Annotated in this window: 9 protein-coding genes; 8 read left to right on the top strand and 1 reads right to left on the bottom strand. The window is 72.9% G+C overall.

Annotation, left to right across the window (positions count from 1 at the left end; translation table 11 throughout):
• The first annotated feature begins 717 nt into the window (after positions 1 to 717).
• The 4 genes from RV983_RS02920 (at position 718) to RV983_RS02905 (ending at position 5,627) form a co-directional block, all read left to right on the top strand.
• Positions 718 to 1,437 (top strand): response regulator transcription factor, encoded by a 720-nt coding sequence (locus RV983_RS02920; RefSeq protein ID WP_475984170.1) that lies wholly within the window; start codon positions 718 to 720, stop codon positions 1,435 to 1,437.
• 447 nt (positions 1,438 to 1,884) lie between these two features.
• Positions 1,885 to 2,085, top strand: coding sequence for a cold-shock protein (locus tag RV983_RS02915; RefSeq protein ID WP_319659350.1), 201 nt, complete (start codon positions 1,885 to 1,887; stop codon positions 2,083 to 2,085).
• A gap of 204 nt (positions 2,086 to 2,289) precedes the next feature.
• A complete protein-coding gene (locus RV983_RS02910; RefSeq protein WP_475984169.1) occupies positions 2,290 to 5,244 on the top strand; it encodes a M14 family metallopeptidase in 2,955 nt (984 codons plus the stop codon).
• A gap of 158 nt (positions 5,245 to 5,402) precedes the next feature.
• Positions 5,403 to 5,627 carry a hypothetical protein gene (locus RV983_RS02905; protein ID WP_475984168.1) on the top strand — a complete coding sequence of 75 codons (225 nt, stop codon included), beginning with the start codon at positions 5,403 to 5,405 and terminating at the stop codon, positions 5,625 to 5,627.
• A gap of 7 nt (positions 5,628 to 5,634) precedes the next feature.
• Here RV983_RS02905 and RV983_RS02900 read toward each other — a convergent pair whose 3' ends face one another.
• Entirely contained in the window at positions 5,635 to 6,606 is a 972-nt protein-coding gene (locus RV983_RS02900; protein WP_475984167.1) for an ArsR/SmtB family transcription factor, read from the bottom strand.
• Between the two features lie 74 nt (positions 6,607 to 6,680).
• Here RV983_RS02900 and RV983_RS02895 point away from each other — a divergent pair, with 74 nt between their 5' ends.
• From RV983_RS02895 to RV983_RS02880, 4 genes are all read left to right on the top strand, one after another.
• The gene (locus RV983_RS02895; RefSeq protein ID WP_475984166.1) at positions 6,681 to 7,883 is read left to right on the top strand and encodes an MFS transporter; all 1,203 of its coding nucleotides are present in this window, start codon (positions 6,681 to 6,683) and stop codon (positions 7,881 to 7,883) included.
• A 157-nt stretch (positions 7,884 to 8,040) separates the two neighbouring features.
• Positions 8,041 to 9,390 (top strand): hypothetical protein, encoded by a 1,350-nt coding sequence (locus tag RV983_RS02890; RefSeq protein WP_475984165.1) that lies wholly within the window; start codon positions 8,041 to 8,043, stop codon positions 9,388 to 9,390.
• 64 nt (positions 9,391 to 9,454) lie between these two features.
• Positions 9,455 to 10,717, top strand: coding sequence for an AAA family ATPase (locus RV983_RS02885; RefSeq protein ID WP_475984164.1), 1,263 nt, complete (start codon positions 9,455 to 9,457; stop codon positions 10,715 to 10,717).
• Positions 10,714 to 11,982 carry a vWA domain-containing protein gene (locus RV983_RS02880; protein ID WP_475984163.1) on the top strand — a complete coding sequence of 423 codons (1,269 nt, stop codon included), beginning with the start codon at positions 10,714 to 10,716 and terminating at the stop codon, positions 11,980 to 11,982. The genes RV983_RS02885 and RV983_RS02880 overlap by 4 nt, the downstream gene beginning before the upstream one ends.
• Positions 11,983 to 12,046 lie beyond the last annotated feature (64 nt).

Raw genomic sequence — 12,046 nt, 5'->3', positions numbered from 1 at the left:
GACTTCTTTCCATGCTGATGGCCGGGGGGCAGCGTTCAGTCGATGGGCCGTGGGTGTCGCCGCGCCCCGAGGTGGGTGATCATCGGGGATCTTTGCTGTGAACTTCCTGTGACGTGTCCTGCTTCGGTGCCGGTCGTTGGTGTAGCGCCGGCGTGATCTGGAGAGGGGTCGTCTGCCGGTCGGCCGTGGAAGTTCGCGGCGCCGCGCCGCACCGAATTCCTGAGGGAAAAGGCATGAATCCTCCCCATGAGCCCGATGCGCCCCCCTGTCGCCCGTGTTGGGGAGCCGGTGTTCGGCACAGGCGAACGGGCGACGCCGGACGGGACGGCGTTCGCCGCCGTCGTGCACCGGCCCCCGGGCCGAATGCGGGTCGTCGGCCTTCCGGACCGGCTGGGCTGGTGCGAGGCGGCCCAGCCGTTCGTCGCCGGGGACCTCGTCGTCGGCGGTGCCCCCTGGCGGGCCGTCGCCGCGAACTACCCGAACTCACCCTTCGGCATGCCGTCCTGGCTGACCCTCGGCGGCACTGGAGGCGGCCACCGACGAGGGCGTCGACCCGCTGGACGGGGAGGAGAGGCTGCTGGACCGGATGCGCGGGGCCGATCGCGCCACGATGGCGAATCCGGAGTCCGCCTGGTGCCGGGCTGCGCTACGTGCGTCATCTCCTCAAGGACCGGCCTCCGGCCTGACCGCGGACGCCACGGGGCGGCGGCCGATGACATGGGGTCCTCCTCCGACCTCGCGGCCGGCCGCGGGGTTCGCCTCCCCCTTCGGGGCGAACGCCACGGCGGGCCGGTCGTCGCCGACGACGAGATGCTGATCGGGCACGGGCTCGCCGCCATCCTCTCCGGCGAGCCGGACATCGAGGTGGTCGCGGAGGCCGCGGACGGCGTGGAGGCGCTGGGGGAGGTGCGGCGCACTGATCCGGACGTCGTGCTGATGGACATCCGCATGCCCTTGCTGGACGGTATCGAGGCCACCCGCAGACTCGCGCGCACCGCGCCGCGCAGCCGGGTCCTGGTGCTCACCACCTTCGATCTCGACCAGTACGTCGACCACGCGATGCGGGCGGGGGCCTCGGGCTTCCTGCTCAAGAGCGCACCCCGGCACCAACTCACCGCGGGGGTCCGCACGGTGGCGGCGGACGACGCGCTGCTGGCACCGATCCTCACCCGGCGGTTGCTGGAGGATTTCCTGAGCGGCCCGCCACCGGGCGCGGCGGCCCAGCCGGCCCTCGACGACCTGACTCAGCGCGAACTGGACGTGCTGCGCCTGGTGGGCCGGGGCATGTCCAACACCGAGATCGGCGCGGTGCTCTGCCTGGCCGAGAGCACCATCAAGACCCATGTGGGCAATCTCCTCGGCAAGCGCGGGCTGCGGGACCGGGCCCAACTGGTGGTCCTCGCCCACGAGTCGGGACTGCTGCGCCCCGGGCACTGAACGCGGGCCCCGGTGGTCCGCGCATGCCGGATGCCAGCGGCTACGGCATCAAATCGGCTGAATGCCGCGGGTTCACCTGCGGAGACGATTTCCTTGAAACCGCGGTCGCCGGTGAGGATGCCCGCCCACTCGATGAGTGCCTCGTCAGGGTCGAAGGTGCCGAAAGGTAGCCACTCGAAGACGTCCTCGGGGCCGCGCTCCACGACCGTGACGGCCGCCTGGTGATCCGGGGCCGCGAAGAACCTGACGATGACGCTCACGGCGGCATGGTGCCGGAGCCGGGGCACCCCGAACTGGCCGCTGGGAAGCGGTCCGTTCGATTGGGCGGTTCCGTCGGGGATAGACATCCGCATCCTCGGGTAAGCAGGCTCGGGGGCCCGCAGCCGCGGGGGCCCGTCGGCGCACCCGGGTGCGCCGCCACATCGGCACGTGAGGGATGGACACACGGTGGCATCTGGAGTCGTGAAGTGGTTCAACGCCGAAAAGGGCTTCGGCTTCATCGCACAGGACGGGGGGCCGGACGTGTTCGCCCACTACTCCAACATCGTCGGTAACGGCTACCGCGAGCTCCAGGAAGGCGAGCAGGTCACCTTCGAGGTGACGCAGGGTCAGAAGGGCCCTCAGGCGGAGAACATCGTCCGCGGCTGATGTGCCTGCTGCTCGCAGGCCGTGTGCCGTACGGGCGGGGCCGCCCTCCGCAGGGAGGGGGCCCCGCCCGTCGTGCTTGCGGAGGTGGTCGCTCCGCTGCCCCAGGGGTGCGGGTGGCGGAAGTGCGGCTTGAGAAGCCCTTGACGGGTGCGTGAACTTCTTATGGTATTGGCGTCCTTGTCGCAGACCATGTGAAGGAGAGTCGTGAGACCCAGAGTCTTAACGACCGTCGTCGCCGGCGCTCTCATCCTCTGCAGTGCGGCCATCGCGCCCGTCGCCCAGGCCCGGAGTACGATTCCGGCCCGCGGCGACGCGGACGAGGTCAAGGTGTTCCGTGCGGAGGTCACCAAGAGCCAGATCCCGTTGCTGCTCGAAGCGGGGCAGGACGGCCACGAACTGAGCGAGCAGGCAACCGGTAACGGCGCGGCCTCGGTCGAGGTCTACCTCACAGACAAGCAGGCCGGGCAGCTGGAGAGCAAGGGCGTGCGGCTCACCGAGCACAGCCTCGCCGCCAAGTCCGAGGCGCGCGTCCAGAGTGCCGCCGATGGCGTGTTCCGGCCGTACAGCGGCGCGGGGGGCATCAAGGACGAGGTCCTGGCCGCGGGTCAGGCGAACCCCGGGCTGACCAAGGTCGTCTCCATCGGCAAGACCGTGAACGGTCAGGACATCCTCGCGCTGAAGCTCACCAAGGACGCGAAGAAGTCCAAGGACGGTTCCAAGCCCTCCGTGCTGTACATGTCCAACCAGCACGCGCGGGAGTGGATCACGCCGGAGATGACCCGGCGGCTGATGCACTACTACCTGGACAACTACTCCACCGTCCCGCGCATCAAGAAGATCGTCGACTCGACCGAGCTGTGGTTCGTCATCTCGGCCAACCCGGACGGGTACGACTACACGTTCCAGGACCCCGCCAACCGCCTGTGGCGCAAGAACCTGCGGGACGTGAACGCCGACGGCGTCATATCCGCCGGCGACGGCGTCGACCTCAACCGCAACTTCGCCTTCAAGTGGGGCTACGACGACGAGGGTTCGTCGCCCAGCCCGGCCAGCGAGACCTACCGCGGCGCCGGTCCGGGCTCCGAGCCCGAGACGAAGGCGCTGGACTCCTTCGAGAAGCACATCGACTTCACGTACGGCATCAACTACCACTCCGCGGCCGAGTTGCTGCTGTACGGCGTCGGCTGGCAGGTGGCGACGGACACCCCCGACGACGTCCTGTACAAGTCGCTGGCCGGCACCCCGGACAGCTCCGCGATCCCGGGCTACCACCCGCAGGTCTCCTCGGAGCTGTACACGACCAACGGCGAGGCCGACGGCCACGCGGCCAATGTCAATGACATGGCGATGTTCACGCCCGAGATGTCGACCTGCCAGACCGCTTCCAACAGCGTTCCGGACGACCAGTGGAAGGCGGCCGACTGCCAGTCCGTCTTCAATTTCCCGGACGACGAGACGCTGATCCAGAGGGAGTTCGAGAAGAACATCCCCTTCGCGCTCTCCGTCGCGGAGACCGCCGCCCACCCGGACACCCCGTCCTCCTCGGTGGGCCTGGATGCCGCCGACTTCACCCCGGCGACCTTCGGCACCTCGTACTCCCGCGGCTCCGACCAGGAGGTCTCGGTCGTCGCACGCAAGGCGCTGCGCGACAAGGAGCTCCACTACCGCGTCAACGGCGGCCGTACGCAGGGCGAGGCGCTGCACTCGTGGAACGGCGGCGAGACCTACGGCGGTGACGACAACCTCTACTTCGACGAGTACCGCGCCAGGGTCAGGGACGGCGAGGTGGGCGACACCGTCGAGGTGTGGTTCACCGGCGAGACCACGAGCGGCGAGCACGTCTCCAGCACGCCCTTCACCTACACCGTGGCCGACCGGCCCAAGGCGGACACCCTCGTCGTCGCCGAGGAGGGCGCCCCGGCCACGCAGACGCAGGCCTATGTCGACGCGCTGAAGGCCAACGGCCACAAGGCGGCGGTCTGGGACGTCGCCACGCAGGGCGCACCGGACGCGCTCGGTGTCCTCGGGCACTTCCGCACGGTCGTGCACTACACCGGCGGCGCCATTCCCGGCAACGCCACCCAGCTGCAACTGCGCGCGTTCCTCAACGAGCGCGGCAAGCTGATCGAGGCGGGCGAGCGCGCCGGCGGCACCGTCGACCTCGGAGGCGGCAACCCCTCGGACGACTTCAGCCAGTACTACCTGGGCGCCTACTCGCGCACGTCGACCTCGGGCGCCACCGCCTTCACCGGCTCCGGCGCTCTGGGCGGCTTCGCCGGTGCCCTCGGTGCCGCGCCCGGCAATCCGCTGGACCGGGCGGCCACGTACCGCGTCACCTCGGACAACCTGTCGGCCGAGGACTACCCGCAGTTCGCGAGCGCGGGCGCCGGCCGGTTCGACGGGACCGCCCCGCCGAACGCGCCGTACGCGGGCGCCTTCATGGCGGCCGCCGTCCACGCCGACGACGCGTACAACCGGCTCACCCGCACCATCGACCTGACCGGGGTGACCGCGGCCGACGCGCCCGCGCTCCGTACCCGCCTGCTGTGGGACACGGAGCCGGGCTACGACAACGCGCTGATGGAGATCCACACCGTCGGCGCGGACGACTGGACCACGCTCCCCGACACCAACGGTGGCACCGGCACCGACGTGCCCGCGGAGTGCGAGGCCGGGTTCTACATCGCCGAGCACCCGTGGCTGAAGCACTACCTGACCCCGGCGAACGACGGCTGCGCCGCGAGCGGCACCACGGGCGCCTGGAACAGCTTCACCGGCTCTTCCCAGGGCTGGCAGCAGGTGAACTTCGACCTTGCCGCCTACGCGGGCAAGAAGGTCGAGGTCTCGCTCAGCTACGTCAGCGACCCGAGCTCCGGCGGCCAGGGCCTCCAGGCCGACGAGGCCTCGGTCGTCATCCGTGGCGCGGCCACCGAGACGGAGGGCTTCGAGAGCTCCTTCGGCCCGTGGACCGTCGCCGGGCCGCCCCCGGGCAGCCCGGCCGTCGTCCGGGACTGGCGGCGCACCGGCGCGCTGTTCCAGACGTACGGAGCGGTCACCACGCAGGACACGGTGCTGCTGGGCTTCGGCCTGGAGCACCTCACCACCGCGGCCGACCGCGCGGCACTCCTCGGCAAGGCACTCGGCTCCCTGGGCCGGTGACTCTCGGGCGCGTCCTTTGCGGGTGACCGCAACGGACGCGCACAGATCGTCCGGCGGGCGGTCCGCCCCCTTTTCCGGGGGCGGGCCGCCCGTCCCTTTTGTGTACTCCGCCACTTTCCGGCCCGTGCGTTCACCGGGTGCGTGTCACCGTCGGCGGCGTGACGCGACGTCATGGCCGCCTCCCTTTCTGGCACGGTGGTCCAGGCCCGGGCGACGGCACATGGCTCGCCTTCGACCGCGCACCGGGGCTGCGCTGCCTGACCAACTTCGGCCCCGACCCCGTCGCGCTCGCGCCCGGGGACGACGTCCTGCTGGCCAGCGGCCCGCTCGACGGCCGTACGGTACCCGCGGACACCACGGTCTGGCTGCGCCGGTCGTCGTGACGGCGGTTCAGCCGTCCCGCTGAGCCGTGACGAGGGCGTCGCCGGTCTCCGTCCGGTAGTACAGGACGGACCTGCCGGCGCGCCGCCGCAGTACCAGACCGGCGTCGAGCAGCACCTTCAGATGGCGCCCCACCGACCCCAGTCCCTGGCCGGTGAGGGCGACCAGCTGCGTGGTGCTCTTCGGCGTGCCGAGGAGCACCAGGACCGCGGCCCGTGCGGGACCGAGCAGCGCGCCCAGCGCCTCGGGGACCCGTGCCCGGCCCGCCTCGGCGAGAGCTCCCGAGCACGGGTAGACCACGGCGTACCGCAGCGGCTCGTCCCACGAGACCCAGCCGGTGGCCGGGGTCACGGGCACGAACATCAGCCGTGCCCCGGACACGTCGCGTGGCGGGTTGTCCCGGGTGTTGATCTGCAACCGGCCCTTGCCGAGCCAGCGCATGCCCGGACGTATGGCGTCCAGTGCCTCCGCCCAGCCGCCGCGGCTCAACTGCGCGGTGCGCGCCACGATGTCGGCCTCGATCACACGCCGCCGCCGCGGCCAGTCCGGCAGGACGGTGTGCGTCCACACCCATGCGACGACGTCCGCGGCGCGCCCCGGCAGATCCGGCCGGCGCAGCAGTGGGGGGAGCGGGCCCCCGGCCGACACCGCCAGATGCGCGAGGGCGAGGTCCGGCGGGGTCTCCCGTATCCGGGACAGCTCCTCCTCGAACCCGGGGCTGCCCTCACCGGTGGGCGTGGGCGTCAGGAAGTCGGCGTTCCAGGCGCGGCCCAGCGCGGCGCGCACGAGCAGAGCGGTCACCGGGTCGCCGCCCAGCCGCTCCCGGTACGCGGGCAGATGGGCGTCGAGCCAGGCCCGCTCTCCGGGATGCGCGGCGCTGCCCCGGTCGAGCAGCTTCAGGGCCGCGAGGGCCTCGGCCAGCGGGGAGACCACGAAACGGCTGCCCACCAGCGTCTCGGTGTTGACCAGCCACCAGCCCACCCCGTGCCTCCCCGTCGTTTCGCGCCCGTGCGAAACATTAAACGCCCGGCCCGCCGCCCTCGAGACTCCGTTGCATGCGCACCTACCAAGAGCTGTTCCGCACAGCGGAGTTCACCCCGCTGTTCCTCAGCGCCACCGCCCAGGTGGCGGCGCAGACGGTGGGCGGACTGGCCCTGAGCACCCTGGTCTACGACGCGACCCGCTCGCCGCTGCTGTCCGCCCTCGCCATGTTCGGCCCGTCGCTGGCGCAGGTGGCCGGGGCGGCGATGCTGCTGTCCGCGGCGGACCGCCTGCCGCCGCGGGCCGCGTTGAGCGCGGTGTCCCTGTTCTTCGCCCTCGGCACCGCAGCCCTGGCCGTCCCCGGTCTGCCCCTGTGGGCCGTCTTCGTCATCCTGCCCGCCGAGGGCCTGGTGGCGTCCGTGGGGGGCGGGGTCCGCTACGGGCTGCTCCACCAGATCCTCCCCAAGGGCGGTTTCCTGCTGGGCCGCTCCGTGCTCAACATGTCGACCGGCACCATGCAGATCTGCGGCTTCGCCGTCGGCGGCCTCCTGCTCGCCGCCCTGTCGCCGCGCGGTGTCCTGCTCATCGGCGCCGCCCTGTACCTCGCCGCCACGGCCGCCGCCCGGTTCGGGCTCGGCGCCAGACCGCCGCGCGCGGCCGGCCGCCCGTCGCCCGCGGAGACCTGGCGGACCAACGCCCTGCTCTGGTCCGCCGGGCCCCGCCGCACCGTGTACCTCGCCCTGTGGGTGCCCAACGGCCTCATCGTGGGCTGCGAGTCGCTCTTCGTGCCGTACGCCCCCGCTCACGCCGGGGTTCTGCTGGCCTCCGCCGCCTGCGGCATGCTCGTGGGCGACACGCTGGCCGGCCGGTTCCTCCCGCCACGGTGGCGTGAACGGGTGGGCGCCGTACTCCGGTTGCTCCTCGCAGCCCCCTACCTGCTCTTCGCGCTGCATCCCGCGCTGCCCCTCGCGGCCGCCGTCGTCGCCCTCGCCTCGGTCGGCTACGCGGCGAGCCTGGTGCTGCAGGAACGCCTGATGGCCCTCACCCCGGACGAACTCAGCGGCCACGCCCTCGGTCTGCACTCCTCCGGCATGCTGGCCTGGCAGGGCCTCGGCGCCGTCCTCGCCGGCACCGTCGCCCAGCACACCTCCCCGGCCACCGCGATGACGGTCCTGGCCGTCGCCTCCGTCACGGTCACCCTCCTCCTCGCCCCCGGCCTCCGCCCCGCCCCGAACGCCCTGGCCCCGGCGCCGGCCACCCACCGGCCGGCCGCGTGACGCCGCCGCCGTCAACGCGTTCCGCGTGGCCCGAACCGATGGGCCGTCCTTGCGTCGAAAACACCTGGCGGGGCCGGGCGGGCAACGCTACGCTGCTCGCGATGACGACCTTCTCTCCGAACAGATCGGGGGTCCCGTCCGCGCAAGGTGAGTGCTGATGCTCACTCAGAACGCGTCCGGGGATTCCCGCCTCTCGTTGTGGCTGCGCGTGCGTGAGCACGCCGTGCCGCCGTCCATGATCGAGGCCGCGACCGCCCGTCGCCGTACGGGCGACTGGGCAGGCGCGTGCGCCGCCGCGGGCGTCGATGCCGATCTCGATCTGCGTGCGCTGGCCCGCACGCATGGCGGGCCGCTCGCGGCTCGTGTCCGGGCCGATCTGCGCCATCTGGCTCCCGATCTGTTGCGCTGGCACATGCCGAGGATCGCCCCCGACGGACTGTTGCGGCCAGGGCTGACCATCGCCCTGGCGCGGTACCAGGACGGCGGGCGTTCCGTGCACCTCGTGGTGCGGACGCCTCCGGCGTGGGCGGACGGGGGTCAGCGCATCAGTCTCGCGCTCTGGGACGCGAACCGGGCAGCGGCGGGCGTCCACCCCCGTCCCCGTCCGCATCGCCGGTTCCGCCTCGACCTGCACCGGCACCTGTGGGACGCTCGCAGGGCGGACGAGTTGCGGACCCGCTCGGGCGCCGGCCGGCCACCCGACGACGACCCCCCTCCCGGCCCTTGGTGCGCCGTCGGACGATGGCCGGCCGAGGCGGAGACGGTGCTCCGGGCCGAAGGCCGCCACAGCGGCTCCGTCCTCGTCAGACTGGGCCCGCGGGACCGGCTGCTCGTGGACCTGGCCGCGACCGGTGACGGAACCGGTTCGCCCACCCTGCGCATCTCGCGGCCGCGCCCCGACGACCGGGCCTCCCGGCTGCCGGTGCTGCCCGACGCGGCGACCTGGGTGCTGCCCGACCTGGAGTTGCTGCGCGCCGGCGCGATCACGGCCCACCGGCTGCACCCGCTGGTCGCGGCCGCCCTCGTGCCGGGCCACGCCCCGCCGGCTTCCCGCCGGCTGCCCGACCCGGCAGGGCAACCGCGCCTTGTGGAGTGCCGCGGAGCCCGGCACCGGATCGGTCAGGTCGACGGGGTCCTGGTCCCTCTGGACCACGGTCCTGACGAAATCCGCAGGGAGGAACTGCTGGCCGCGCTGACCGGCACCCCGCTTCCCTGTCTCCAGGCCATCGATGAGGCGCACCGCCGTCCGGACTGCCTCCCAGGCGTCCGCGAGCGCCTGGACCACGGCGACACCGCCGGTGCGCTGGCGGTCGTCGAGAGCCTGCTCGGTCCCGGAGCCGTGCTCCGGGACGGCGCCCTGCGGGACGCACTGAAGGCGGCCGCGGAGCGCCGGATCGTCCACGGTCTGTTCCGGGCAGGCCTCGCCGGCCCAGGACCCCGCCGTGCACCGGAGGGCGGCCGTTCCCGCGACGGCCGGTCGCACCCCCGGCTCGCGACCTTCCACTGACCCCGGATCCGGGACCAGCGTTCTTTCCGTCCTTCTCCCTTCACGAACCGACAGGTGATCACTCATGTCCACAACAGCCCTGCCGCCCGCGACCGACATGCCCTCCGACCCGGACGACACCTCCCCACTCGACGTCGCCGGCGCGCTGCTGGACCTGTTGCGCGACACGACCACGGAGCTGCGGCCCGACTCGCAACTGGAGGCCCTGACCCTGGCGGTGGCCGCCGACCTGCCCGTGCTGCTCTGGGGGGAGCCGGGCATCGGCAAGAGTGCGGCCCTGACGCAGCTCGCCGCTGCGCTGGACCTTCCGCTGACCACGGTGATCGCCAGCGTGCACGAGCCCTCCGACTTCTCCGGCCTGCCCGTCATCGGGGACGATCCCGCCGTGCAGGGCGTCCCGATGGCACCGCCCGACTGGGCGGTGCGACTCGTGCGGGAGGGCCGGGGCCTGCTGTTCCTGGACGAGTTGTCCACCGCGCCCCCTGCCGTCCAGGCGGCCCTGCTCCGCCTCGTGCTGGAGCGGCGTATCGGCGCACTTCAACTGCCGCCCGGGATACGGATCGTGGCCGCCGCCAACCCGCGGTCCTCCGCGGCGGACGGCTGGGAGCTGAGCCCACCCCTGGCCAACCGGTTCGTCCACCTCCAGTGGATCCACGACCACGAGGTCGTGGTCCGCGGGCTCGGCGGGACCTGGCCCCGGGCCACGTTGCCGTCGCTCGACCCGCGACGGCTGCCGGAGGCCGTCGGCCTCGCCCGTCGCGCGGTGTGCGGGCTGCTGGCCGCCCGCCCGGGTCTTGTGCACCAGCTGCCCACCAGCGAGACGCGCCGCGGCGGCGCCTGGCCCTCACCCCGCAGCTGGGAGATGGCCCTGCGTCTCATCGCCTTCGCGACGGCGGCCGGTTCCTCACGGGACGTACTGTCCTTGCTGGTCAGGGGAACGGTGGGGGACGGGCCGGGGCTCGAACTGCTCGCGAGCATGGACCGGATGGACCTCCCCGACCCCGAGGACCTGCTCGCCGACCCCGCGAACGCCGTTCTGCCCGAACGCGGGGACCTGCGGCAGGCCGTGCTCGACGGCGTGGTGCGAGCCGTCCGCGGGCGGCCGGACAAGGACCGCTGGGACGCGGCGTGGGCACTGCTGGTGCGGGCGGTGGAGACCGGGGCCCCGGACCTGGTGGTCGTCCCCGCGACCACCCTCGCCACGCTGCGCCGCCAGGACTGGGACGTGCCGGCCTCCATCGAACGGCTCGCCGGGACGGTGTCCTTGTCCCGTCGGGCGGGCCAGGCAGCGGCCCGCGCCGCGGCCGCCGTGAAGGCCGGCCGATGACCGTGCACGGCGCGCCGGCACATGCGCCCGCCACCTGTGCCCTGGACCGCGACAAGCTCTTCGCGGCCCGCCTGCAGGCTGCCCGCGCCCGGCCCTACCTGGCGACGGCGCTGTTCGCCCTGCACGCCGTGGAGTCGCCACGGGTCCTCACGATGGCCGTCGACCGGCACTGGCGGTGCTACGTCTCGCCCGGGTTCGTCGCCCGGACCCCTGTGGAGGAACTGGCCGGTGTCTGGGTGCACGAGGTCTCCCATCTGCTGCGCGACCACCACGGACGAAGCGACCGCGTCGCGAAGGAACACGGCCTGACCGGCCCGGGCGACCGGCTGCGGATGAACATCGCCGCCGACTGCGAGATCAACGACGACGTCTACGGCGACGGCCTGGTGCGGCCCGAAGGCGCCGTCGTACCCGGCATGCTGGGACTGCCCGAGGACGGGCTCATGGAGGACTACGTGCGCGGGTTCCGGCTCGGACCGCGGACCCAGAGCATGGTGTGGCTGGACTGCGGCAGTGGCGCGGACGGCCTCGACCGCGCCTGGGACCTGGGACCGGAGGGAGCGCACGGTCTCAGCGAACAGGAGAGGGACGCCGTACGGTTCCGCGTCGCGCAGGGCATCACCGGCCGGCCCGGGAGTGCCCCCAGGGCATGGCAGCGGTGGGCGGAGCAGGCCTTCCATCCGCCGCAGCCGTGGAGGGAGTTGCTGGGAGCCGCCGTCCGCTCGGCGGCCTCCGGCCCCGGCGCGGGGGAGGACTACACCTACGGCCGCCCGTCCCGTCGCTCCGCCGGTGTGCCCGGTGTCGTACTGCCGAGCCTTCGGCGCAGGCCCCCGCGGGTGTCCGTCGTCATCGACACCTCCGCCTCCGTCAGCGACACCGAACTCGGCAGCGCCCTCCTCGAAGTCGCGGCCATCTCCCGGGCCGTCGGCGGCCGCCGCGACATGGTCACCGTCGTGCCGTGCGACGCGTCGGCCGACATCGCCTTCCCCCTGTGCCGCGCCGAGGGCATTCCGCTGCTGGGCGGTGGGGGCACGGATCTGCGGACCGGCTTCGCCATGGCGCTGCGCGCGTGGCCCCGTCCGGACGTCCTCGTCGTTCTGACGGATGGTCAGACCCCGTGGCCGGAGAGGCGTCCGCCGTGCCGCACGGTGGTCGGCCTGTTCCCCCGGCAGCCCTCGTACGCGTCGTCCGGCGCCGACGAGGACGACCCCTCCTATGTGCCGGACACGCCGCCGGACTGGGCACGCGTCGTGGAGATCGGGTAGCCCGGCGAACGGCTACGGCGAGGTCGGGACTTCTCCCCATCCCCGCGGGCCGACGCAAGACCAC

This window comes from Streptomyces sp. RLA123, from assembly GCF_056270165.1.
Note: the sequence above shows the minus strand (reverse complement) of the source record. Positions and strands in the feature narration are given on the sequence as shown.

Excerpts from the sequence above, each read along its gene's own strand:
- RV983_RS02920 (WP_475984170.1), top strand. The coding sequence starts at position 718 with ATGGGGTCCTCCTCCGACCTCGCGGCCGGCCGCGGGGTTCGCCTCCCC.
- RV983_RS02895 (WP_475984166.1), top strand. The coding sequence starts at position 6,681 with ATGCGCACCTACCAAGAGCTGTTCCGCACAGCGGAGTTCACCCCGCTG.
- RV983_RS02890 (WP_475984165.1), top strand. The coding sequence starts at position 8,041 with ATGCTCACTCAGAACGCGTCCGGGGATTCCCGCCTCTCGTTGTGGCTG.
- RV983_RS02885 (WP_475984164.1), top strand. The coding sequence starts at position 9,455 with ATGTCCACAACAGCCCTGCCGCCCGCGACCGACATGCCCTCCGACCCG.
- RV983_RS02880 (WP_475984163.1), top strand. The coding sequence starts at position 10,714 with ATGACCGTGCACGGCGCGCCGGCACATGCGCCCGCCACCTGTGCCCTG.